Below are 22,280 nucleotides of genomic sequence, written 5' to 3'. Positions count from 1 at the left end.
TCGAACGAGAGCCCGCCGCTCAGCCGTCGCGGCGCGTCACCGACCACTCGACCGTCCGGTCGTCGCCGTCGCCGACCTCGCACTCGACGACCGCGTCGAACAGCGTCTTGAACAGTTCGACGGTTCGGTCCGTCTCCACGGTCGGATCGAGATAGAACTGTCCCGCCGCGCCGGTGGCCTGGAGCCGGGTCGTCAGGACGTGGAGGAACTTGTAGACGCTCTGCGTGTCGGCGTACTGGAGCGGGACCGTGAGCGATTCGACGACCGCGAGCGCGTCGTCCCACCGGCTCAGGTACGACGTCGATTTGACGCCGATGCCCGTGAGGTTCGACGGCGAAGCCACCGTCTCGACGTCGAGGTCGCGGTCGCCGAGACCCCCGTCCGCCAGTTCCGGCGTCGTGATCACGGCCGCCGCGTCGGGAGCGGTCCCGAGCGCTTCGACCCACTCGTCGTACCAGACGCCGGGCGGCTGCGAAAAGGAGACGCCGAGCAGTTCGACCTCGTTCGGACGCTCGACGAGCGCCCCCTTGCACTCGACGTCGCCGAGACGCGCCGACTGGGGCCGGAGGACCAACACGGTGGACGCCCCGGCGACCTGAGACACCACCCGTTCGATGGAGGACACAGTGTTGGAATATCAACAAGTGTCGATAAGTCTTGTGACGACGGAATCCGTTGTCGGAATCGACAGGGGTTCGGACCGTCGATCAGGCGCTTCGAACCGCGCGGAGGATCTCGGGGGCCGCTTCGAGCGCGTCGTCGAGCGCGTCCACGTCGGGGCCGCCGCCCTGCGCGAAGTCCGGCGGGCCGCCGCCGCCGCCGCCGACGCGGCCGGCGAGCTCTCCGACCACCTCGCCCGCGTTGATGCCGACGCCGTCGGGAACGCCGACGACGAACTGGGCGCTGCCGCCGCTCGCGGAGCCGAGCACCGCCACCGTGCCCTCCTCGACGAGCGCGTTGGCGGTCGCGCGGAGTTCGTCGGCGTCGCCGTCGAGTCGCCGCACGACGGCGGGCGTCCCGTCGACGTCGATCTCGTCCTCGCCGGCGGCCGCGCGCGCCTCCGCCAGTTCGGTCTTCAGCCGGTCGATCGTCTTGCCGCGCTCCTTCCACTCGGTGAAGAACCGCTCGGCCGTCTCGGGAACGTCCTCGGGCGTCACGTCGAGCACCTCCGCCGCCTCGTAGAGGGCGTCCTCGGTGCGCTGGGTGGCCTCGATCGCGGCGTCGCCGGCGGCGAAGGCGATCCGCTCGACGCCGTCTTGGACCGGCTCGGTCGTGAGGATCTTGATCGTCCCGATGTCGCCGGTGCGGCTCACGTGCGTCCCACCGCAGGCCTGGACGTCGTCTTCGATGGTGATCGTCCGGATGTTCTGCCCCGGCGGGATGCCGCCCTGATAGAGGTCGAAGCCGTACTCCTCCTCGGCCTCGTGTCGGTCCGGCCAGTGCTGCTTGACCGAGACGTTGCGCATCACGAGGTCGTTGGCGACCGCCTCGATCCGCTTTACCTCCTCTCGCGTGATCCGCTCGTAGTGTCTGACGTCGAGCCGCGAGCGGTGCGTGCCCTTCTGTGCGCCGGCCTGCCGGACGTGCTCGCCGAGGACCTGGCGGGCGGCGTAGCCGATGACGTGCGTGGCGGTGTGATGCCGCATCAGGCGACGGCGGCGCTCGACGTCGAGTTGGCCGCGGACGAACTCGCCCTTGCCGGGGTTGCCGTCGGTCCGGTGGAGGACGATCCCGTCGCGGATCTGGACGTCCGTCACCTGCACCGTCGCGTCGTCGGTCGCGAGCGTCCCGTGGTCGGCCGGCTGACCGCCGCCCTCGGGGTAGAACATCGTCTGATCGAGGACGACGTCGTAGCCCTCCTCGCGCTCGATGACGTCGAGGACGACCGCCTCGAACTCGGTGCGCTCCTGGTCGTCGTAGTAGAGCCGCTCGGTCTCGGGGAGGTTCGCGAGGCGCTCGCTGCGTTCGACGGCCTCTCGGGACGCCCCCTCGCCCTCGTGGCGCTCCGCGACCAGCGAGTAGAAGTCGTCGGGGACGTCGACGCTCGCCCCGCGGTCGGCCGCGATCTCCTCGACCATCTCGGGCTGGATGCCGTGGGAGTCGTACAGTTCGATGAGCTCCTCGACGGGGATCGACTCCGCTCTGTCGGCGTACTCGGCGGCCAGGTTCTCGACCTTCCGACGGCCGCGTTCGAGGGTCTCCCGGTACTTGCGCTCCTCGGTGCGGACGATGTCGCGGATCGTGTCCCGGTTCTCGTAGTCGAGGCGCTCGGCCTGCATATCCACGAGTTCGTCCAGCGGCGCGTCGACGCCGACGTCGTCGACGAGTCGCTTCGTCCGCCGCAGGACCATCCGCGCGAGGTAGCCCGTGCCGACGTTCGAGGGGACGATCTCGTCGCCGAACATGTAGGCCAGCGTCCGGCAGTGATCCGCGATGGCGTAGATCGTCTCCAGCGGTTCGAGGAGTTCCGTGAGTTCCTCCGAATCGACGCCGAGTTCGTCGGCGACGTCCGCCCGGGCCGCGGTCAGGTCGTCGACCTCGTCGATGTCGAGATACCCCGAGAGCTTCGCCGCGCGGTGGACGAGTTCCTCCTCGTCGTCCGTCAGCGAGACGTTGGCGTTCTCCTTGAGGAACTCGATCATGTCGGGGTAGACCGCCTCGTAGACGGTGGGCGTCCCCTGCGACACCCACGTCCAGCGTTCGAGGCCGTAGCCGGTGTCGACGATGTAGGTGTCCATCGGCGAGTACCGGTTGCCGTCCTTCATCTCGTAGTCGCCGTCCTCGTCCTGCTCCATCGACATGAAGACGAGCGTCGCGAGTTCGGCGCCGCGGTACAGGACCTCGAAGGCGGGGCCGGCGTTGCCGCCGCCGACCCACGGGTCCTCGATGTAGGTGATCTCTTCGAGGTCTGCGCCCATGTGCTCGAAGAACTGATCGCAGAGTTCGACGGTCTCGTCCTTCCAGTAGACCTCGCCGGAGTAGGCGTACTGGTCGCCGGCCTCCTCGCGGGCGTTGAACGCGTGGTGGGCCATCATCTCGAAGGCCATCGTGTGCCGGCCGGTCTTGCCGACGTTGTCGATGTCCTGCATCCGGATGCAGGGCTGGGAGATGGTGAGGGGGTTCGCCGGCGGGGGCGTCTGCCCGCTCGTGACCAGCGGCTGGAAGTCGTAGATCGACGCCTGCGTCAGGAGGACGTCGTCCCGCCAGCGGTTCGCCGCGACCGGGTACGGCTCGATCCGCTCGTGGCCGTGCTCCTCGAAGAACGAGAGGAACTCCTCTCGCATCTCCTCTAAGGTGTACTCCTCGTCGAAGCCGGGGTTATCGATGAAGGAGTAGTCGTCCGCGGGCGGCTCGCCGCACGTCTCGCGGTCGGGGTCGCGCGTCCAGAAGTGGACGTCAGTCACCGGACACTGCTTCCGGTGGAACCCCTCCTCCTCGAAGTAGTCGAGGCGATACTCCGCTTCGAGTTCACTCATTACCCGTCAGTTGGCCCACGGCCGGGTAAAACAGTTCCGGGAGCGGGAGAGGACGGACGGGCGTCCGAGGGCGTTTAACGAGCGATTAGCGGCCGACGCCGACGCGTCGCCGTCGGTCGAGCCTACTCCTCGGCCGCGAGGGAGGCCAACAGCGCCTCCAGCTGGACCCGCTCGTTCGCCCCGGCGGTGATCCGGTAGTCGGCCTCGCCGATCCGCTCCATCAACCGAACGGTCGTGCGCTCGTCGAGGTCGAATTCCCACGCCGAGCGGTGCAGCTGATCGATGACGTCGCCGCCGGCCATCCCGGTGTCGACCAGCAGCGTTTCGAGTTGGGACCGCGCCGACGCGAAGTCGCCGTCGATTGCCGCCTCGACCATCTCCTCGATCTGCTCGGGGCGGGCGGTCGAGGTGATGAGATACACCGCCTCCTCGTCGACGACGTCGCCGGTCGTCGCCGCCGCCTGCAGGGAGTTGATCGCGCGGCGCATATCCCCGCTCGCGGCGTAGACGAGCGCGTCGAGACCGTCTTCGGTGACCTCGATTCCCTCCGCCGCGGCGATGTCTTCGACCTGCTGGCGGACCGCGTCGTCCGACAGCGGCGAGAAGCGGAAGACCGCACACCGCGACTGGATCGGGTCGATGATCTTCGAGGAGTAGTTACACGAGAGGATGAAGCGCGTGTTGTCGGAGAACTGCTCCATCGTCCGGCGCAGCGCTGACTGGGCGTCGTCGGTGAGAGAGTCCGCCTCGTCGAGGAAGATGATCCGGTGGTCGTAGCCGCCGAACGACGAGCGAGCGAAGTTCTTGATCCGATCGCGGACGACGTCGATTCCCCGCTCGTCGGAGGCGTTCAGTTCGAGGAAGTTGTTGCGCCAGTCGTCGCCGTACACTTCGCGGGCGATCGCGGTGGCCGCGGTGGTTTTCCCCACGCCGGCCGGCCCCGAGAAGAGCAGGTGCGGCAGGTCGTCGCGCTCGACGTAGGACCGGAGCCGTTCGACGATCTCCTCTTGTCCGTAGATGTCCTCGAACGACTCCGGTCGGTACTTCTCGATCCAGATCTCGCGTCCCGCCGGGGCCCCCTCCGAGGCGTCGGCCTCACTCATACGCGAGAGAGGGGGCCCGTGGCTCATAAACCACCCGCGTTTCGTCGCGACAGAGGGCGGTCGAGCGTGCCGCCGACCCAGTCCGTCACGCCCGAGCCGAAACCGGCGAGCCTGGGAGAAGCGAAACCGGCAAGCCCCAGAGGCTCGAAGCGAGCGTATGCGCGTGACCGTCGACGTCGTCGGCGAGGGCGAAGAGACAGTCGCGGTCGACGACGGCGACACGTACGCCGATCTCGTCCGAGCCGTCGGCTACTCGCCTCACGAGGTGTCCGTGATGGTCGACGGCGCTCCCGTTCCGGAGGACCAGCCCGTCGAGGTCGACCGCGTGCGAGTGCTTCGACTCATCAAGGGCGGGTCGTCGCCGCGGTGAGTTTGCACCCCGGAATCCGACCGTGAGCCACCAGATCCGCGAGGCGACGGCCGACGACGCTGACGACGTCGCCCGACTGCTCGACGCCGCGATGCTGGAGTTCGACCGCGAGCGGGTGCGCCGCCGGATCGACGACGGAGACGTGCTCGTGGCCGTGGTCGACGAGTACGGAACGCCCGCGGACGTCGACGAATCCGGAGGCGGTGAGACGGAGCGCGAGGGCGAAACCGAGAGGGGAGACCGCGACACCGACGGCTCTGAGACGTCGGCGGACCGCGTCGTCGGCGTCTGCGTGCTCGGAGCGGTAGACGATGACGGCGACGCGACCGGACTGGCACCGACGGAGGTGGGCGATTTCGCGGCCGTCTCGGACCTCGTCGGAACCGATCGCCCCGCGACCGAGATCGAATCGATCGCGGTTCATCGCTCCCGTCGCGGGCGCGGGATCGGACGCGCGCTCGTCGACGCGGCCGCGGCGCGTGCGTCGGGGCCGCTCGTCGCCCGGTTCCACGAGCAGGTGCGGCCGTTCTACGACGCCCTCGGGTTCGAGATCCGCGAGCACGGGGGCGAGACGAGCCGCGACGACGAATCGGGGACCGGCGTCGGCGGGTCGGAAGACGGCGGTGTCGAGCACGCCGGTGATCCCGCCGGCAGCGACGACCGCCTGTACGGCGTGCTCAGGTGAGCGGGTTGCGACCCGCTCATCATCAAATGAGCGGCTCGACCAACTCCCGGCCCGCCGCCAGCAACGCGTCCGCGCGCTCCTGGCTCGCGGCCTCGGCGTAGATCCGAATCTTGGGTTCGGTCCCGGAGGGGCGAACGAGGAGCCACGAGCCGTCCTCGAGAAGGAGTTTGAAGCCGTCGAGGGTCACCACCTCCGCGATGTCGCGGTCGGCGATCTGGTCCGGGAGCACGTCGTCGAGTTCGGAGATCACGCGTTCCTTCTCCGAGTCCGGGCAGTCGAGGCCGATCTTGTCGGCGACGATGTCGCCGTGGGCGTCGAGCAGGCGGTCGACCCGGTCGTCCATCGGTTCGGCGGCCGTCGCGGCCGCGCCGAGCAGCCCCATCAGGACGCCGTCCTTCTCGCGTACGTGCCCGCGGATCGAGAACCCGCCGGACTCCTCGCCCCCCATCAGCGCGTCGTGTTCGCCCATCGCCTCCGCGACCCACTTGAACCCGACCGCCGTCTCGAACACCTCCTCGTTGTGCGCCTCGGCGATCCGGTCGATCAGGAACGTCGTCGAGACCGTCCGGATCGCCGGGCCGGAATCGGACTCCAGCAGGTAGTCGTAGGCGGCGGCGAAGAAGAGGTTTTCATCTAAGTGGCCGCGCTCGGGCGTCACGAACGCGACGCGGTCGGAGTCGCCGTCGTTGGCGACCCCGAGGTCGGCGTCGTACCTGTCCACCGCCTCGACGAGCGGCCCGAGGTTCTCGGCGCTCGGCTCCGGCGGCGTCCCCCCGAACTCGGGGTCGCGGTCGTCGCGGACGTTGAACACCTCCGCGCCGGCCGAGCGGAGGAGTTCGTCGGTGACGCCGCGGCCGGAGCCGTGCATCGCGTCGTGGACGACCGTGAGCCCCGAGAGGTCCGCGTCGACGAGTTCGCGGGCCCGCTCGGCGTGCGGCGTCACGAGGTCGACCCGCCTGACGCTCCCGCGTTCGTCCTCGGGGCGGAGTTTCGGCTCCGCGAGCCGCTCTGCGACGGCGTCGGTCACCGCCGGGAGCGCCGGCGCGCCGTCGGCGGGGATGAACTTCACGCCGTTGTACTTGGGGGGGTTGTGCGAGGCCGTGATCATCAGCCCGCCGGAGAGCCCGCGGTCGACGATGGCGTGCGCGACGAGCGGCGTCGGACAGTCGCGCTTTGGGAGGAGGACGTCGAACCCATTGCCCGTGAGCACGTCGGCCAACGTGTCGGCGAACCCCTCGGAACTCTGACGGGCGTCGTAACCGATCACGACGGGGTCGTCGTAGCCCTCGTCGGCGAGGTAGTCGGCGACCGCCTGCCCGACGATCCGCACGCGCTCGTCGGTGAAGATGTCGAGCGTCGCCCGCCAGCCGTCCGTGCCGAAGGAGATGGCGTCCATACCGAATCTGTGTCCAGCATCGGATAAAAAGATGCGGCGAGGCCGCGCGCCGCGTCGGCGGTGCCACCATCCGCCGGACCCGCGGTTCTTTTCGCTCTCGAACACCGAGAGTGGGCAATGACCACGCTCCTCGCGGTCTCCGGGAGCCGGCGCGAACGGAGTTACACGAAGAAGTCCCTGCGGGTCGTCCTCGACGCCGCGGGCGAGATGGGCGTCGAAACGGGGATGATCGACCTCGGCGCGGTCGACCTCCCGCTGTATCACCCCGACCGCGACGAGCAGGGCGACTCGGCCGCGCTGACGCGTCGCGTCCGCGAGGCCGAGGCGGTCGTCCTGGGCTCGCCCGTCTACCACGGCTCGTACTCCTCGACGTTCCGCAACTTCCACGACTACTGCTCGAAAGAGGAGTTTCGAGACACGGCCGTCGGCCTGGTCGCGACCGCCGGCGGCGGCTCCTACGGCCCGACGTTGGAACACATGCGGAGCACGGTCCGGGGCGTCCACGGCCACACGGTTCCGGAACAGGTGGGCGTCCGGAACGCCTCGAAGAAGTACGACGGCGACCGCCTCACCGACGCCGACGCGCGACGGCGACTCGAAGAACTGGGCGTAGCGGTCGTCGAGGAGGCGCGGCGGCTGCATCCGGATTCGAGAGGCTGAGCGACGGCTCGGACACCCGGCGATCGGCGCGTGAGACCGTTGTTACGCGGTGAGAATCTCACGCGGGATATATGTGTTATCTCGGCGACGTTTCGAACGATGTCCCGCACGCAAGAGCTCACAGCACTCAAGGAGTCGCTGGGCGATCTGATCGAAGAAGCGCCGGAACTGGAGTCGTTCGTCGGCTTCGTCGAGTCGGCGGAGGCGACCGAGACGATCGACAACAAGACGAAGGAGCTGCTGTCGCTGGCGATCTCGGTGGTCGTCAGGTGCGATCACTGCATCCTCTGGCACACCGATGCCGCGCTGGAGGCCGGCGCGACTCACGAGGAGATCGTCGACGCGTTGAAGATCGCCGTCGTGATGGGCGGCGGCCCCGCGATGACCTACGCCGTCGAAGCCTACCGGACGCTCGAAGCGCTCGAAGCCGAGCGAGCCGAGTAGCACTCGGGACCGACCGAGCCGAAAAGCGGTCGAGTTCCGGCGTATCGCGGGGGCGAACAACACCTTTGTCTGGGTCCGACACGTTCGGCCGACGTGTCTCGATTATGAGTGAGAGATCCGGTGTCGAGCGGACGGGTAACGGCGCACACCGTCGGGTACCGCACGCGTGACCGACGAAGACGGCGGCTTTTCGGACGTCAGCGAGACGGTCGACGGCCACCCGATGCGGAGCCTGCTCGGCTACGCTCGCCCCTACTGGCCCCGGATCACGCTTGGCGTGATCGCGGCGATCGGGACCCGGTTCGCGCGGCTGGTCCCGCCGATCATCGTCGCGACGACCATCGATCGGATCGTCCTCGGGGCCGAGGAGCCGGGACTGCTGACCGAGGCGGGGCTCTTGCCGGGCGGGGCGATCACCGGCGAGGCCGCCCGGTTGGCGTTCCTCCAGCGCCTCGTCGCGATCGCGGCGCTGGCGTACCTCCTGCGCTCTGTCACGCGGTTCGGGTCGCGGTATCTGCTACAGTCGTCCGCACAGAAGATCCAGCGCGACCTCCGCGACGACACGTACGATCACCTCCAGCACCTCTCGATGGACTTCTTCGCCGACCACCAGACCGGCGGGTTGATGTCGATTCTCAACAGCGACATCAACCGGTTGGAGCAGTTTCTCAACACCGAGTTCCGCCAGCTCATCCGCGTCGTCGCGACCGTCGGGGGGATCGCGGCCATCCTCTGGTACTACGCGCCGACGCTCGCGCTCATCGCGCTGGCTCCCGTCCCCGTGATCGGCCTCGGCAGCGTGCTGTTCCTCCGGTGGATCGAACCGCGCTACAAGTCGCTCCGGGAGACGGTCGCCCGGCTCAACACTCGGTTAGAAAACAACCTCGGCGGCGTCGCCGTCGTGAAGTCGTTCAACCGGTACGCCTTCGAGCGCGACCGCGTCGCCGAGCAGAGCGAGGCGTACCACGACGAGAAGGTCGCCGCGCTGCGCATCCGCCGGGGGTTCTTCGCCGCGCTCCGACTGCTCACCGGCGTCGTGTTCGTCCTCGTTCTCTTCGTCGGCGGCCGGGCCATCATCACGACGCCGCCCGGGGAAGCGGCCCTGATCTCGACGGGGGCGTTCGCGGCGTTCTTCCTGTACCTCCGTCGGCTGTACTCGCCGATGCGTCGGATCGGCCGATCGGCCAACAAGTACCAGCTCGCCAAGTCCAGCGCCGAACGGGTGTTCGGCCTGCTCGGCCGCGAGCCGACCGTCACCGAACCCGCGGACCCGTACGTGCCCGACGGGATCGACGGCCGCGTGACGTTCGAGGACGTCTCGTTCAGTTACGACGACCGCGAGTCGGTCCTCCGGAACGTCTCACTGGACGTTCCGAGCGGCGCGACGATCGGCCTCGCCGGCGCGACCGGAGCCGGGAAGTCGACGCTCGTGAAACTCGTCCCGCGGCTGCACGACGTCGACGAGGGGTCCGTCTCCGTGGACGGCCGGGACGTCAGGGAGTACGACCTCCAGGCGCTCCGCGAGGAGATCGCGGTCGTCGAGCAGAACCCCTACCTCTTCTCGGGGACCGTCGCCGAGAACATCGCCTACGGCGACAGCGAGGTGCTCGCCGCCGAGCGCCACGGCGACCGGGAGCACCGCGACCGCGTCGTCTCGGCCGCGAAAGCCGCGGCCGCCCACGACTTCGTCGCCGACCTCCCGGACGGCTACGAGACCCAGATCGGCGAGCGGGGGATCAAGCTCTCCGGCGGCCAGCGACAGCGGATCGCGATCGCGCGGGCGCTGCTCAACGATCCGGCGATCATCGTCTTCGACGAGGCGACCAGCGACGTCGACACCGAGACCGAAGAGCGGATCAAAGAGAGCATCGATCGGCTGATCGAGGACCGGACCGCCTTCGTCATCGCGCACCGCCTCTCGACGATCCGGGACGCCGACCGGGTCGTCGTCCTCGACGACGGCGAGATCGTCGAATCGGGCACCCACGACGAGTTACTCGCCGGATCCGGGGAGTACGCCGCGCTGTGGGACGCCCAGATCGACGAGTCCGCAACGGTCAGCGCGGATCGAGCGGGGTAGCGTCGCTCAGCCGGACACGTGACTGCACGTCCAGCCGGGATCGTGACCGGTGCGGTCGATCAGGTCGGAACGACACGCCGGGCAGTAGTCGGGAGTAACGGACCCGCTCCGAGGAACGTACACCGCGCCGCCGCACTCCACGCACGCGTCCGCGACGATGGTCGCGCAGTCCGCACAGACGTTGAAGTCGTCGGCCGTGAGTTCGCGCAGCGGTTCGAGTTGTTTATCCAAGAGATACTCGTCGATGACCGACTGGCAGCTGTGACACGGTTTCATAGCGATGCACGGTACGCCACGCGTTCACACGGTAAATACCTGCCTCCGAAACGGAGTGGTTACCGCACTCCGAACGGCTGGGGGCTCGAACGGGTCACATCCGCATCCGCAGTCGCCGACCCTCGTGGTACCTCGACCCTCGGAAGCGTTATCCCCGAAAGGCGACTCCGTTATTTTGTAATGGCAAACGGTAAAGTTGATTTCTTCAACGACACTGGCGGCTACGGTTTCATTTCGACTGACGACGACGCTGTCGACGACGACGAGGACGTGTTCTTCCACATGGAGGACGTCGGCGGTCCGGACCTCGAAGAGGGGCAGGAAGTCGAGTTCGAGATCGAATCGTCCCCCAAGGGACCGCGCGCGACGAACCTCGTCCGCAACTAACGACCCATCTCGCCCGTCGTTCGTAGCGATGGTCGATGACTCGTTCTCTCAGACAGTCACAATCGGAGCTACAGCAGCGTACGCGCTGTGTCCGCGCTGCAGATCGGTCGCCACGATACCCGTGTGGACGGTCCAGACGCGTGAGAGCGGTTTCGACTAGTCGAGGCCGACCAGCCGCTCCTTCTCGGCGCGCGAGAACTGCTTGATTTCGTACTCGCGAGACATCGCAGCCGACTTCGAATCGAAAGACTCGACGTGGACCAGTTCGACGGGCGTCCGGCCGCGGGTGTACTTCGCGCCCTCGCCGGCGTCGTGTTCGGCGACCCGGCGCTCGACGTCGGTCGTGTAGCCGGTGTACAGCGAGCCGTCGGCGCACGCTAGGACGTAGACGTAGTGGTCGGCGTCGGGGACGGCGGTCGTCCCGTGAGTGTCGGCATCGGACGTCGTTCCGTCGGCGTCGGCCTCGAACGTCGTTCCGTCGGCGTCGGCATCGGGCATCGGTCGCTACAGTCACTCCACGTCGATCGTTTCGACGACCTCCGCCAGCGCGGCGCTGTCGGGCGAGGCGTGGGTCACCGCGAGCGGCGAGACGCTCACCGAGGCGTCGACCATCGCGCGGCGGTCCGTCCCGACGGGGTAGCGCTCGCGGTGTTCGTCCGTCGGCGGAAACGGGTTCTCCCAGCCGACCACGCCCGGCCACGTCCGGTCGTGGAGGTGGACGATCTGTTCGTCCGCGGCCAACTCCCCGCCGTCGGCGTCGATCTCCCCCTCGTCGAGCGTCTCGGGGTCGGCGGGTTCGACGTGCTGTCCGTAGTCGTGGTACGGTTCGGTGAGGATGACCGGCGGCGACGGCGCGTCCACGGGCGCGTTGACGTTCAGCAGGTCGACGTCGTCGTAGACGCCGGATTCGAGCGCCCGCGAGACGAGTCGCGCGGCGATCCGGGCGGGGCGGGCGAAGTCGTACTCCTCCGGCGGCGAGAGGAAGAAGTCCGTCGAGTGGTACGCCGAGATGGCGAGCGCGGGCGTGCCGAGGAACGCCGCTTCGATGCCCGCGCCGACGGTGCCGGAGCGCCCGACGACGTAGTTGCCGGCGTTCGGGCCGTTGTTGACGCCGGAGACGACGACGTCGAAGTCGGTCTCCAGCCCTCGCAGGCCGTAGGCGACGCAGTCGGCGGGCGTGCCGGAGAGCCGGTACCCCCAGGGGTGCTCGCGGATGCGGGCCGTGTGGCTCCGGGTGCGGCCCACGCCGCTCTGGTTCGCGTCGGGGGCGACGACCGTGACGTCACCGAGTGCGGTGAGTTCCGTCCGGAGCGTCGCGATGCCCGGCGCATCGATGCCGTCGTCGTTGGTCAGGAGGATCGCGGGACCGTCGCTCATTGGGGATGAGTTCGCGGAGAGCAAGGTAGCCCTTCCGGTCCGGAGCGGTCGTGGATACGCCGATCGGGGGGTGGTTCGTCCGCCCGATCGAAAACGGGAGTCGGCTTCGCGTGGTGGTCTGTTTCCGTTTCAGTGGTCACGCTGTGCGGGTGCGTCGCCGTGCGACCTCCGCGATACCCGCGTTCGCCGAGCAGTTTGGACAGGCGAGGAGTCGCCCTTGCTTGTCGGCGAACACGCGCGCGAAGCGGTCGGAGACGTGTGACCCGCAGTGGTCACAACTTGGCATGCGTGTGTCCGGCAGCCACCATTTGCCGGTGACTCCCATACGGACCCGCGACTTATAGGGCTTTCCGCGCACGCGCGCGAGAGAGCGAGTAGCGAGAGGCGCACGCGTGACAAGAGAGGCGTCCGAGCCGGCAGTCACTCCGCTCCGGCGCGGGCGTCGCTGACGGCGCGGGCGACGAGTCCCGCCTGCGTGCCGGCGACGAACCCGGCGTCGACGTTGACGACCGAGAGGACGGTACAGGACTGCAGCATCCCCGACAGCGCCGCCGCCCCGTCGCCGCCGTGGCCGTAGCCCGTCGAGACGGGCACGCCGATCACGGGCGTGTCGACGAGGCCGGCCACGACGGTCGGGAGCGCGCCCTCCCGCCCGGCGGCGACGACGAGGACGTCCGCCGCGCGGAGCGCGTCGAGGTGGTCCAGAATCCGACCGAGGTGGGCCACCCCGACGTCGTCGATCCGTTCGACGGTCGCGCCCATCGCCTCCAAGACCGTCGCGGCCTCGCCGGCGACGGCGGCGTCCGCGGTCCCGCCGGTGACGATGGCGGCGGTCGCATCCAGCCTCGGCGGTTCGTAGTCCGCGCGTCGGGCGACCAGCGTGCTCGCCCGCTCGTCGTGGACGACGTCGACCGACTCGTCGACGACCTCCTCGACGGCGGCGACGTCCGCGGCGGCGACCCGCGTGACGATCGCGCGGCCGGTCGAGTCGAGCGCGGCAGTGGCGAGCGTCGCGACCTCGGCGGGGGTCTTGCCCTCGGCGAGGATGCCCTCCGGCGCACCGCGTCGGTGTTCGCGTGCGGCGTCGAACCGTCCCGCGTCGGTCGTCACGTATCCGGCCAGTCGAGCCTCGGCCTCCGTCGGCGAGAGTTCTCCCGCCGCGACGGCTTCGAGCAGTTCGCGCATACGTCCCGTTCGGGCGCCGAGCGGGACGTACCTATCGCTTGGCGGTCGAAACGAGTGAACGTCCGGCAGCGGGGAGCGGCCGGGCGCGTGGCGGACCGGGCCGACTCACTCCCGCGCTATCAGCCGGCCCAACCACTCGGCTCAGCGCGTGACGACCGCCGAATCGGCCGAAGTTCGCTGACCGTTCTAATGTGACACCCGGGTATATAAATTATTCCCCTGGCAAACGCTACAGACGACGCGCACGGACGGAGAGGCGGGCGTTTTGGAAAATCTTTTTATATAGTGCCGATATAGAGGGAGGTGTATGGCAGACCTTATTGTCAAAGCGGCCGTGAAGGAAGCGCTCCAGGACAAAAACGTTGCTTCTGACTTCTACGACGCGCTCGACGAAGAAGTCGACGAACTGCTCGAAGACGCTGCCCGTCGTGCGGAACAGAACGACCGCAAGACGGTCCAGCCCCGCGACCTGTAAGTCGGCGACTCGACCCCGATTTTTTGCGATACCCACACGTGCAGCCGCCGCTCCGCCGATAGCGGAGCCTCAACGCGAAAGAGCGGCCGGAAAAGAAGCGCGTCAGCCCCGCTCTCGAACGTCGACGCCGTCGTCGGTGCCGACGTAGACCGTATCGACGAGATCGACGAAGAGGCCGTGTTCGACGACGCCCGGCAGTCCCGACAGCGCCGTCGAAAGCGACGCGGGGTCCTCGACGACGCCGAAGTCGCAGTCGAGGAGGAGGTTCCCGTTGTCGGTGACGACGGGACCGTCCTTCCGCTCGGCCCGCCGGAGCGTCGGAGCGCCGCCGAGGCCTTCGAGGTCCCGCTCGACCGCCGCGTGGGTGTCGGGGAGGACCTCGACGGGGACGGGACGCGACAGCGACTCGGCGACCTTCGAGGGGTCGGCGACGACGACGAACCGGTCGGCCGCGGCGTCGACGACCTTCTCGCGGGCGTGGGCCGCTCCGCCGCCCTTGATCGCGCTGAGGTCGGCGTCGATCTGGTCTGCGCCGTCGATCGCGAGATCGACGCCGTCGACCTCGTCGAGAGAACAGATCGGAATCCCGGATTGGCGGGCGAGCGCCCGCGAGTCGAACGAGGTCGGGACGCCCCGGACGTCGAGGCCCTCGTCGACGGCCCGGCCGATCGCCCGGATCGCGTGGGCCGCGGTGCTCCCGGTTCCGAGGCCGACGACGTCGCCCTCGGCGACGAGTTCGGCGGCCCGCTCCCCGGCGCGTCGCTTCTGGTCGTCCGTTCCGCCGGTCGTCTTCATACGCGTCGTCTCGACGAGGCGCGGCACAAAACTTCCGCTCTCGGGGTGGGTTGTCGACCGAGACGATGGGCGGCTACAGTCGGTCTAAGACCGCGTCGGCGTCGTACGACAGCGACAGCGAGCGCGACCGCCCGCGCCCCTCGATGTCGGCGTAGTCGGCGTCGAGGAGGCCGAGTTTGTCGAGTTTGTTGACGATCTCCGAGTAGCGGGTGTAGCCAAGGTCGGTCTCGTCGTGGAACGCCTCGTAGACCTCGCCGGCCTGGTCGCCGTCGTGTTCGGCGACGACGCGGACGAGTTCGCGCTCGCGCTCGGAGAGCCCGCGGAGGCTTCGCGAGAGGTGAACGTACTTCGACTTCTCGTAGGCGGCCTCGACGTCCTCGACGCCGACGGTGCGGCTCGCGCGCATCTCCGCGTGGAGGCCGGCGCGTCGGAGGAGGTCGATCCCCACCCGGAGGTCGCCGCTCTCGGACGTCAGTTCGGCGACCCGATCGAGCTCTTGCGGACCCACGACGCCGTCGTGGAAGCCGCGTTCGACCCGCTCGCGCAGGATGTCGACGATCTCGTCGACGTCGTAGACGGGGAAGTACACCTCCTCGGGGCGGAAGACGCTCTGGACGCGGGTGTCGAGTTCGTCGATCACGTCCAGCGAGAGGTCCGAGGAGACGACGACGACGCCGATTCGGGCTCCCGAGTGTGCCTCGTGAGCCCGGAGCAGCGAGTACAGCGTGTCGGAGACCTCGTTCTCGTAGAAGAGGTAGTTCACGTCGTCGAGGGCGACCGCGAGGACCTGCTCCTCCTCGACGAGGCGGTCGGTGATCTGCCCGAACAGCTTCTTGAACGAGATGCCCGACGACGGGGGTTCGTACGCGAAGATCGCCTCGAAGATGCGCGAGAAGACGGCGTAGCGCGTCGAGTCGACCTGGCAGTTCACGCGGACGGTCTGGACGCCGCTCTGGGCACCGAGTTCGCCGAACAGTTTCTGAACCGCGGTCGTCTTGCCCGTCCCCGGCGGCCCGCGAACCATCGTGTTCAGCGGCCGCGACCCGCGGACGGCCGGCCGGAGCGCGTACTTCAGGCTCTCCAGTTGGCTCTCGCGGTGTTCGAACGTCTCGGGGACGTAGTCGATCTCGAAGACGTGTTCGTCGCGGAAGACGGTCTCGTCCCACGACAGCATCCCCTCGTCGGGGTCGTCCCTCATCGCTTGGATCTGGATCAGGAGTCTACTTAATCGTTCCCCAGGAGCGCGGTCGCTGTCGCGTCAGGTGACGTATCCGGCGGCTAACCGCGACGAGCGCCGTCACTCGGTGACGAGCCGGTAGACGCGGACGGCGGCGAAGACGCCGACCGCGAGCGCCACGACACCGACCCCCAGCGCCGCGTACGACGCCGAGCCGCGGAGGAACGGGCCGATCCCGCCGACGGCGATCGAGAGGGAAATCGCGGCCAGTACCAGGTGAAAGAGGATCAGGGTGGCCGTCCCGAGCACGTCCCAGATCGCATCGCGGGTCGCTCGGTAGATCAGGTCGTACGCGGCGGCGTCGACATCCTCGGCGGACGTTTCGTCGGTTTCGGCGTGACCGGAGGAACCGGCGGAGCGGTCGGGGACCATACCCGACACACCGGCCGCTGCGTGAAAAATGCGGGAGGCGGACGAGACGTCACGGGGGCGGCCGGTCCGGTTCCGTCGGCGGCTTCGACGCGGCATCAGTTTCCGGGGCTGTCCCCGGAGGGGGCAAAATCCGAGCGCCGCCACCCGACCCTCGCGACCGCCGCTGCGACCCCGACGACGCCGAGCGCGACGATGGCGTAATGATACCGGAACGACGCCCGGAGCGTCGCCTGACCGAGCGTGACGCCGCCGAACAGCGCGGTCGCCAGCGGTTCGCCGAGGACCGGAACCGCGAGAAGCAGTTCGAGCCCGGCCTGGCCGAGCGAGAAGGAGAGCTGCGTCCACGGCAGCAACAGTCCGGTGTAGGCGTACAACGCCGCGAGCGGCAGCGAGAGAACGGCGCCGACCGCGTAAAGCGGTCTGTCGGCGAGGCCGAGGATGAGTCCGAGAAACGGCACGCCGAACGCGCCGACCGCGAGCAGAAGCCGCAGCAACTCCGTTCGCGACGTCGTCGCGACGAGTAGCACGAGGTCGACGGCGGCGAGGGCGGCGACGAGGCCGACGAGGGCCACCTTCGGGGTCGAGTGTGGAGGGTCCGATCGGTTCATAGCGGAGTCACGGAGGACTATGCGAACCGCGGTCCGTATGTTTTCGGGATCTCCGAGGGATCGTCGGCGAGGTCCACAGATTCGGTTTCACGCGAATCGATGACCGCGGCCGGCCGAGGGTCCGTGGACCGCCGGTTGGCTACGATACTCCCGATCACCCCTCGAAACCGAGAGGACGCGAACCACGAGAGCGACGCAGTCGACCGCCCTCAGAACTTCTCTAAGAGTCGGTCGTAGAATCCCGACCCGTCGTCGTCGGCGAGTTTCTCGACGATGAGTTCGGGCGTCGAGCGCGCGAGGTGGTCCTTCACCGGCGAGCGGTTCACGACGAGTTCGCCGTCTTCGAGCCCCAGCGCCTCGATGCCGTCGACGGCGACGTCGAAGCCGGCGGCCTCGCGGATCTCGCCGGCGAGGTGCGAGACGAAGACGGCCGTCGCGGCCTGCTCGTCGAGCGCTTCTAAGATTCCGGCGACGATCTTCGCCGACGCGCCGGGTTCGGTGATGCTCTCCAGTTCGTCGACGAGGACCAGTCGGTTCGTCTCCCCGTCGGCGAGTGCGCGGAAGTCCCGCAGCGTGCTCTCGAACGCGCCGGCGTCGAGCGTCCCCTGCGTCTTCGCGTAGTAGTGCAGTTCCGAGAAGCGTTCGAGTTCGACGCGCTCGGCGGGGACCGGAAGCCCCATCTGCGCGAGGACGACGACGAGCGCGACCAGATCGAGCGTCGACGTCTTCCCGCCGGAGTTGACGCCCGAGAGGAGCGTCGCCCCCGACACCCGGTAGTCGACGGGGTCGACGTCGGCGAAGTCGACGTCCAAGAGCGGCGAGCGGCCGCCCTCGATCGCGAAGCCGTGGCTCTCGGGACTCGCTTCCCCCGTGACGTCCGCGCCGTCGATATCGACGAACGACGGCAGCGTGCACTCGAAGTCCGCGGCGAAGCGCGCGACCGCGAGTTCGACGTCGAGTTCGAGCGCCTCGCGGACGAGTTCCTCGACCGGGTCGCGGAGCGCCGAGAGGTCCGCCGCGAGGTCGCGCTTGAGCCGCGCGGCTCGGCGGTCGCGACCGGCTTTCAGTTCGGTCCGGAGCCGCGAGATCACCGACGGCTCGTGCTCGACCGGAAACGCCGGGTCGTCGGGAAACGCCCGCTCTGCGAAGTCCGCCTCCTCGGGTCGGAGGTCGAGCGCGTCGACGAGGTGCTCGCGCGCGGCGGCGACGGCGTCGTCGTACTCGTCCTCCAGCTCCCGGTCGAGCAGCGAGTCGACCCGCGCGCCCTGCTCGACCAGAGAGAGGAAGTCCGTCCCCTCGATCGTCACGTCGCGCTCGCGGATCGCCTCCCGGAGCCGGTCGTTGGCGACGGACTCGGCCGTCGAGACCGTCGCGTCGAGGTCGTCGACGGCCGTCACCAGTCGGTCGAGTTCCGCGTCGCCGACGATGGTCCCGTCGTCGTCGAGGCGGTCGAGCGCGTCCCGCAGCGCGTCGAGGTCGCAGGGGGGGTCCAGGTCCGCGGCCTCGTGCACCGCCGCGGCCGCGAGGACCCGCGAGCGGTTCTCCGCGAAGAACGCGAGGACGCGCTCGGGGACGATCTCGTCGGGGCTCTCCATCGCGTCGGGCCGCACGCGGACGTCGCCCTCGACGTCGATCCCGGCGAACTGCTCGTCGAGCGCGACGACCGTCGAGTACGAGCGGGCGAGTTCCGCGAGCCCGCGGGCGTCCTCGACGACCTCCACCGAGAGTTCGGGGAACGCCTCCTCCGCCGCGGCGAACCGCTCGGCGTCGGCGGTGGCGAGACAGCGGTCGCGGACTCGACGCGTGGCGGGCGGGGAGAGCGGTTCGACGCCCGAGAGCGCGTCGAGGACGTCGGGGTCGGGGTCGCGGTCGGTCGCGCGCTCGACGAACTCGCGGACCTCCGCGATCCGCGAGGCCGAGTCGGTGGGGTAGAACGTGGCGATCCGCTTCGCGGCGTAGTCGGTGACGGTCCGCTCGCGTAAGAGGCCGAGCGCGTCCTCGTACACCTCCCGCGCCCGATCGGTCGCGAGGAAGTCGCCGTCGTCGTCGTGTCGGCGGCGGATCGCCCCGCGCGCGACGGCCGCCGCTCGCCCCTCCGAGACGCCGGGGGCGCGCGTCAACGTGGCGACGTCGCCCTCTCTGAGCGCCCGTTCGGCGTCGTCGAGTTCCGACAGCGCCGCCGCCGTCTTCTCGCCGACGCCCGGGATGGCCTCGAACTCCATTCGGACTGGCTTCGCTCCCGATCCGACAAAACGTTACGGGTCCGATCGGGCCACGGTTCCGGACAACATCGTCATCCCGTCGTGTGCCCCGCGGAACTGGACCGGCGATCTCGGGTCGGTCCGCGGCCGAGGCCGTGATTAGTTACGCGATTGCGGCCGAAGACCCGCTACCGGGCGGGAATGGAAGCCTTCTTCGTACCTTTCTCGGTGATTTCAATCTTAACTAAACAGTACCGCGGCCGACGACAACGTGTTTTTGCCGCTGCACCGGATACGTCGGGTATGGCAACCCAGACGGACCCGGAACCGGTCGCGGAGGACGCGACGGGGAAGGCCGCCGCCGTCCGCGACTCGCTCTCGGAGTGTGACGGCGTTCTCGTCGCCTTCTCCGGCGGCGTCGACTCCTCGGTCGTCGCCGCGCTGGCACACGAGGCCCTCGGCGACGACGCCGTCGCGTGCACGGCCAAGTCGGAGACGCTGCCGGCGGCCGAACTCGACGACGCCCGTCGGGTCGCGGCGGAGATCGGGATCCGCCACGAGATCGTCGAGTTCTCCGAGCTCGACAACCCCGACTTCGTCGAGAACGATGGTGACCGGTGCTATCACTGCCGAACGATGCGCCTCGGCCGGATGTACGAGGCGGCGCGGGAGCTGGGAATCGGCACGGTCTGCGACGGGACCAACGCCTCCGATCCGGGCGAGGGACACCGCCCGGGGCTCCGCGCCGTCGAGGAATTAGACGTCCGCTCGCCGCTTTTGGAAGCGGGAATCGGGAAGGAGGAGGTCAGAGAAATCGCCGACGCCTTCGATCTCTCTGTCGCGGACAAGCCCTCGATGGCGTGTCTCTCCTCGCGGATCCCGACGGGACTGGAAGTGACGACAGAGCGACTCTCGCGCGTCGAGAAGGCCGAGCGCGTGCTCCGAGAGTGGGGCTTCTCGCAGTTCCGCGTCCGCGATCACGACGGCCTCGCCCGCATCGAGATCGCGAGCGAGGAGCTGGAGGCCGCCCTGAATCACGACTTCGCCGTCGCCGTGCGCGAGCACCTCGCGGACCTCGGCTTCGAGCACGTGACGCTGGATCTGCACGGGTATCAGACCGGCAGTGTCAGTCCGAGCGACGGCGGGGACGAGGCGGAGGGAGATAGCGAGGCGAGCGGAAGCGACGACGACGAACCGCTCGTCGAAGACGTGTTCTCGGCGGAGTACCCGACCGCCAGCGAGTGATACTGGCGGCTGTAGTCCTTACCGGTGCTCACCGCACCGGGCGTGGTGAGCACCGATAAACGGTTACAGCAGTCAGTATGAAGCCGCGTCGGTGGCCGGTGGTCGCAGCGTCGTGACTCCGATTCCGGCTGTCCGGGAGGGTTCAGAGAGACAGCCGAGGGTTCAGGCGGCACGATCCTCGCGGGACGCGAGCAGGAGGCGAAGCGCCTCGTAGCCGACCACCAGCCCGACCGCGATTCCGCCGGCCAGCGCCGGGTGGAGATTCAGCGCAGTGGCCCACCGGAGGACGGCCGGGTCGGGGCTGCCGAGATAGCCCGCGACGACGGCGATCAGCCAAACCGGACGGCGGGCGCTGTCGAGGGCGAGGCGGGCCCGCAGCATCCGACGCGAGCGGCCGTAGCGGCGCAGGAGGAACGACGCGAGTTCGAACACACCGACGAGGGCGCCCGCGATGATCAGCGGCGTGTACACCGCGAGGCCGTTGGCCGCGAGCGTCTCGACGACCGCCGAGGGGAGGAGGTCGTAATAGCCCGTCGGGACCGGCAGGGGACTGAGGAGGTAGCCGACGAGCGCCGCGAGCACGGCGGCCAGGGGACGGCGGGCCGCCAGTTCCTCGGCGGTGGGGACCAGCGACCCCCTCGCGGTCCACCGCAGCGCGAACAGCGTCCCCTCGAACAGCGCGATCATCGTCGCGCCGATGATGATCGGGGCCATCCCCGTCGGGTCGGGGCTGACGAGGAAGGCGAGCCCCAGGAACGTCCCCCAGAAGAGCAGCCGGCGGTCCTCCATCCACACGCGGGTGACGAGGTTCATCATAATCGCCAGCATCACGAAAAGCGGGATCTGGAAGATGATGGCGTTGTAGCCCATCAGGATGAGGATCAGGTTGAACGTCTCCTTGAGGCCGAACGCCACGACCGCCGTCCCGGTGGTATAAGAAGTGAAGTACGCGAAGATGGCCGGCAGGACGATGAAGTGCGCGAAAGAGATGCCCACGAACGCGAGGATGAGACTCGTCGGGACCGCCGCGAGGTAGTAGCGACGTTCCTTCGGGTACAGCCCCGGCCGCATGAACAGGTAGGTCTCGTAGACGAACGCCGGCAGTCCGATCACCAGGCCGCCGAGCGCGGCGACCTTCAGCTCCGTGAGGAGTAGTTCCAGCGGGCCGTAGACCCGCGGTCGGCGGTCGACCATCTCCGGTGCACCGGGGATGTGCTTGTTCCAGAGGAAGTCGATGACCTCCGTGGAACTGACGAGTTCGAGGCCGAACGCCGAGTTCACGAGGTCGGCACCGGGATAGAGGAGGAGCGTGACGATGCCGCCGATGCCGAGGACGACCGCCAGCCGGCGGACCATCTCCTCGATGTGGTCCGCGAGCGGCATCTCCTCGTCGCTCTCGGGGCCGTCAGAGAGCATCCCGTCGTCGACGAGCGGGTCCGAAGCGGCGGTTCCGCCCGCCGTGTCGCCGGCGGCGTCAGCGGCCGCGGGCGCGCCGCCGTCCGTCCCGGTCGCCGCGTCGGCGGCGGACCCCTCGGGGATCTCCGTCCGCGAGTCGGGCCAGAGTTCGTCGGTGTCGTCGCCGGCGACGCGCGAGTCCGATTCGTCGTCGGGGGCGGTGGCGTCATCGTCGCCCCCGTCGTCGGCCGGTTCGGACGCCCCACCGGCCGCTTCGTCGGTCGAATCCGCCTCTTTGTCGGGCGAGTCGGCCGCGTCGTCGGGCGAACCGGCGGACTCGGATTCGGAATCGAGATCGTCGGCGACGTTTTCTCCCACCGACAGGTCCCAGCCGGCCGTCGGGTCCCCGGACGCCGGGAGGTCGTCGTCTGAACCGTCCGATTCGGCCTCGGGCTCTGAACCGTCCGGTTCATCGTCGGACTCCGACTCGCTCGGTTCCCCGTCAGCGTCCGG

Annotated in this window: 22 protein-coding genes and 1 pseudogene; 8 read left to right on the top strand and 15 right to left on the bottom strand. The window is 68.9% G+C overall.

What is annotated here, in order from left to right:
- Positions 1 to 19: 19 nt before the first annotated feature.
- From DV707_RS01640 to DV707_RS01630, 3 genes are all read right to left on the bottom strand, one after another.
- Positions 20 to 625, bottom strand: coding sequence for a DUF7504 family protein (locus DV707_RS01640; protein WP_200820852.1), 606 nt, complete (start codon positions 623 to 625; stop codon positions 20 to 22).
- Between the two features lie 82 nt (positions 626 to 707).
- Positions 708 to 3,476, bottom strand: a complete 2,769-nt coding sequence (gene alaS, locus DV707_RS01635) for an alanine--tRNA ligase (protein ID WP_103990919.1) — start codon at positions 3,474 to 3,476, stop codon at positions 708 to 710.
- Positions 3,477 to 3,598: 122 nt separating this feature from the next.
- Positions 3,599 to 4,579, bottom strand: coding sequence for a replication factor C small subunit (locus tag DV707_RS01630; protein ID WP_103990920.1), 981 nt, complete (start codon positions 4,577 to 4,579; stop codon positions 3,599 to 3,601).
- 157 nt (positions 4,580 to 4,736) lie between these two features.
- Here DV707_RS01630 and samp2 point away from each other — a divergent pair, with 157 nt between their 5' ends.
- Positions 4,737 to 4,949, top strand: coding sequence for a ubiquitin-like small modifier protein SAMP2 (gene samp2 / locus DV707_RS01625; RefSeq protein WP_103990921.1), 213 nt, complete (start codon positions 4,737 to 4,739; stop codon positions 4,947 to 4,949).
- A 22-nt stretch (positions 4,950 to 4,971) separates the two neighbouring features.
- Positions 4,972 to 5,634 (top strand): GNAT family N-acetyltransferase, encoded by a 663-nt coding sequence (locus DV707_RS01620; RefSeq protein WP_235010730.1) that lies wholly within the window; start codon positions 4,972 to 4,974, stop codon positions 5,632 to 5,634.
- 22 nt (positions 5,635 to 5,656) lie between these two features.
- On the opposite strand, the gene DV707_RS01615 is transcribed toward DV707_RS01620, so the two are convergent.
- Complete coding sequence (locus DV707_RS01615; protein ID WP_103990922.1) at positions 5,657 to 7,030, bottom strand: phosphoglucomutase/phosphomannomutase family protein; 1,374 nt, start codon at positions 7,028 to 7,030, stop codon at positions 5,657 to 5,659.
- Positions 7,031 to 7,147: 117 nt separating this feature from the next.
- Between DV707_RS01615 and DV707_RS01610 the strand changes: the two genes are divergently transcribed.
- The 3 genes from DV707_RS01610 (at position 7,148) to DV707_RS01600 (ending at position 10,214) form a co-directional block, all read left to right on the top strand.
- Positions 7,148 to 7,690, top strand: coding sequence for an NADPH-dependent FMN reductase (locus DV707_RS01610; RefSeq protein WP_103990923.1), 543 nt, complete (start codon positions 7,148 to 7,150; stop codon positions 7,688 to 7,690).
- Positions 7,691 to 7,789: 99 nt separating this feature from the next.
- On the top strand, positions 7,790 to 8,134 hold the full coding sequence (locus tag DV707_RS01605; protein WP_103990924.1) for a carboxymuconolactone decarboxylase family protein: 345 nt from the start codon (positions 7,790 to 7,792) through the stop codon (positions 8,132 to 8,134).
- Positions 8,135 to 8,300: 166 nt separating this feature from the next.
- On the top strand, positions 8,301 to 10,214 hold the full coding sequence (locus tag DV707_RS01600; RefSeq protein ID WP_103990925.1) for an ABC transporter ATP-binding protein: 1,914 nt from the start codon (positions 8,301 to 8,303) through the stop codon (positions 10,212 to 10,214).
- Positions 10,215 to 10,220: 6 nt separating this feature from the next.
- Here DV707_RS01600 and DV707_RS01595 read toward each other — a convergent pair whose 3' ends face one another.
- On the bottom strand, positions 10,221 to 10,490 hold the full coding sequence (locus DV707_RS01595) for a DUF7571 family protein (RefSeq protein ID WP_103990926.1): 270 nt from the start codon (positions 10,488 to 10,490) through the stop codon (positions 10,221 to 10,223).
- A gap of 180 nt (positions 10,491 to 10,670) precedes the next feature.
- Between DV707_RS01595 and DV707_RS01590 the strand changes: the two genes are divergently transcribed.
- Positions 10,671 to 10,877, top strand: coding sequence for a cold-shock protein (locus DV707_RS01590; protein WP_103990927.1), 207 nt, complete (start codon positions 10,671 to 10,673; stop codon positions 10,875 to 10,877).
- Positions 10,878 to 11,033: 156 nt separating this feature from the next.
- On the opposite strand, the gene DV707_RS18880 is transcribed toward DV707_RS01590, so the two are convergent.
- From DV707_RS18880 to larB, 4 genes are all read right to left on the bottom strand, one after another.
- The gene (locus tag DV707_RS18880) at positions 11,034 to 11,237 is read right to left on the bottom strand and encodes a GIY-YIG nuclease family protein (RefSeq protein ID WP_235010751.1); all 204 of its coding nucleotides are present in this window, start codon (positions 11,235 to 11,237) and stop codon (positions 11,034 to 11,036) included.
- Between the two features lie 150 nt (positions 11,238 to 11,387).
- Positions 11,388 to 12,254 (bottom strand): 5'/3'-nucleotidase SurE, encoded by an 867-nt coding sequence (gene surE / locus DV707_RS01580; protein ID WP_103990929.1) that lies wholly within the window; start codon positions 12,252 to 12,254, stop codon positions 11,388 to 11,390.
- Positions 12,255 to 12,390: 136 nt separating this feature from the next.
- Complete coding sequence (locus DV707_RS19360) at positions 12,391 to 12,540, bottom strand: DUF7563 family protein (RefSeq protein ID WP_425601423.1); 150 nt, start codon at positions 12,538 to 12,540, stop codon at positions 12,391 to 12,393.
- Positions 12,541 to 12,674: 134 nt separating this feature from the next.
- Entirely contained in the window at positions 12,675 to 13,439 is a 765-nt protein-coding gene (gene larB / locus DV707_RS01575) for a nickel pincer cofactor biosynthesis protein LarB (RefSeq protein WP_103990930.1), read from the bottom strand.
- A 307-nt stretch (positions 13,440 to 13,746) separates the two neighbouring features.
- Between larB and DV707_RS01570 the strand changes: the two genes are divergently transcribed.
- Positions 13,747 to 13,914, top strand: coding sequence for a DUF1931 family protein (locus DV707_RS01570; protein ID WP_103990931.1), 168 nt, complete (start codon positions 13,747 to 13,749; stop codon positions 13,912 to 13,914).
- 102 nt (positions 13,915 to 14,016) lie between these two features.
- Here DV707_RS01570 and rpiA read toward each other — a convergent pair whose 3' ends face one another.
- The 5 genes from rpiA to DV707_RS01545 form a co-directional block, all read right to left on the bottom strand.
- Entirely contained in the window at positions 14,017 to 14,709 is a 693-nt protein-coding gene (rpiA, locus tag DV707_RS01565) for a ribose-5-phosphate isomerase RpiA (RefSeq protein ID WP_103991265.1), read from the bottom strand.
- Between the two features lie 73 nt (positions 14,710 to 14,782).
- The gene (locus DV707_RS01560) at positions 14,783 to 15,907 is read right to left on the bottom strand and encodes an ORC1-type DNA replication protein (RefSeq protein ID WP_103990932.1); all 1,125 of its coding nucleotides are present in this window, start codon (positions 15,905 to 15,907) and stop codon (positions 14,783 to 14,785) included.
- A gap of 99 nt (positions 15,908 to 16,006) precedes the next feature.
- Entirely contained in the window at positions 16,007 to 16,318 is a 312-nt protein-coding gene (locus DV707_RS01555; RefSeq protein ID WP_235010731.1) for a hypothetical protein, read from the bottom strand.
- A 95-nt stretch (positions 16,319 to 16,413) separates the two neighbouring features.
- Positions 16,414 to 16,926, bottom strand: a complete 513-nt coding sequence (locus DV707_RS01550; RefSeq protein WP_103990933.1) for a cytochrome b N-terminal domain-containing protein — start codon at positions 16,924 to 16,926, stop codon at positions 16,414 to 16,416.
- A 209-nt stretch (positions 16,927 to 17,135) separates the two neighbouring features.
- Positions 17,136 to 19,148, bottom strand: a complete 2,013-nt coding sequence (locus DV707_RS01545; RefSeq protein WP_103990934.1) for a MutS-related protein — start codon at positions 19,146 to 19,148, stop codon at positions 17,136 to 17,138.
- A 282-nt stretch (positions 19,149 to 19,430) separates the two neighbouring features.
- Between DV707_RS01545 and larE the strand changes: the two genes are divergently transcribed.
- The gene (gene larE, locus DV707_RS01540; protein WP_103990935.1) at positions 19,431 to 20,372 is read left to right on the top strand and encodes an ATP-dependent sacrificial sulfur transferase LarE; all 942 of its coding nucleotides are present in this window, start codon (positions 19,431 to 19,433) and stop codon (positions 20,370 to 20,372) included.
- 642 nt (positions 20,373 to 21,014) lie between these two features.
- Here larE and tatC read toward each other — a convergent pair.
- A pseudogene (gene tatC / locus DV707_RS18875) lies at positions 21,015 to 21,887 on the bottom strand (twin-arginine translocase subunit TatC); the annotation flags it as partial.
- Between the last annotated feature and the right edge of the window lie 393 nt (positions 21,888 to 22,280).

Source organism: Halobellus limi (assembly GCF_004799685.1).
Taxonomy (GTDB): domain Archaea; phylum Halobacteriota; class Halobacteria; order Halobacteriales; family Haloferacaceae; genus Haloquadratum; species Haloquadratum limi.
This window is presented reverse-complemented; position numbering and strand designations above follow the sequence as displayed.

Coding starts and splice junctions, on each gene's coding strand:
- alaS (WP_103990919.1), bottom strand. CDS start 3,476: ATGAGTGAACTCGAAGCGGAGTATCGCCTCGACTACTTCGAGGAGGAG.
- DV707_RS01570 (WP_103990931.1), top strand. CDS start 13,747: ATGGCAGACCTTATTGTCAAAGCGGCCGTGAAGGAAGCGCTCCAGGAC.
- DV707_RS01545 (WP_103990934.1), bottom strand. CDS start 19,148: ATGGAGTTCGAGGCCATCCCGGGCGTCGGCGAGAAGACGGCGGCGGCG.
- larB (WP_103990930.1), bottom strand. CDS start 13,439: ATGCGCGAACTGCTCGAAGCCGTCGCGGCGGGAGAACTCTCGCCGACG.
- larE (WP_103990935.1), top strand. CDS start 19,431: ATGGCAACCCAGACGGACCCGGAACCGGTCGCGGAGGACGCGACGGGG.
- DV707_RS01555 (WP_235010731.1), bottom strand. CDS start 16,318: ATGGTCCCCGACCGCTCCGCCGGTTCCTCCGGTCACGCCGAAACCGAC.
- DV707_RS01615 (WP_103990922.1), bottom strand. CDS start 7,030: ATGGACGCCATCTCCTTCGGCACGGACGGCTGGCGGGCGACGCTCGAC.
- DV707_RS01595 (WP_103990926.1), bottom strand. CDS start 10,490: ATGAAACCGTGTCACAGCTGCCAGTCGGTCATCGACGAGTATCTCTTG.
- DV707_RS01550 (WP_103990933.1), bottom strand. CDS start 16,926: ATGAACCGATCGGACCCTCCACACTCGACCCCGAAGGTGGCCCTCGTC.
- rpiA (WP_103991265.1), bottom strand. CDS start 14,709: ATGAAGACGACCGGCGGAACGGACGACCAGAAGCGACGCGCCGGGGAG.
- DV707_RS01590 (WP_103990927.1), top strand. CDS start 10,671: ATGGCAAACGGTAAAGTTGATTTCTTCAACGACACTGGCGGCTACGGT.
- samp2 (WP_103990921.1), top strand. CDS start 4,737: ATGCGCGTGACCGTCGACGTCGTCGGCGAGGGCGAAGAGACAGTCGCG.
- surE (WP_103990929.1), bottom strand. CDS start 12,254: ATGAGCGACGGTCCCGCGATCCTCCTGACCAACGACGACGGCATCGAT.
- DV707_RS01605 (WP_103990924.1), top strand. CDS start 7,790: ATGTCCCGCACGCAAGAGCTCACAGCACTCAAGGAGTCGCTGGGCGAT.
- DV707_RS01560 (WP_103990932.1), bottom strand. CDS start 15,907: ATGAGGGACGACCCCGACGAGGGGATGCTGTCGTGGGACGAGACCGTC.
- DV707_RS01610 (WP_103990923.1), top strand. CDS start 7,148: ATGACCACGCTCCTCGCGGTCTCCGGGAGCCGGCGCGAACGGAGTTAC.
- DV707_RS01630 (WP_103990920.1), bottom strand. CDS start 4,579: ATGAGTGAGGCCGACGCCTCGGAGGGGGCCCCGGCGGGACGCGAGATC.
- DV707_RS19360 (WP_425601423.1), bottom strand. CDS start 12,540: ATGCCAAGTTGTGACCACTGCGGGTCACACGTCTCCGACCGCTTCGCG.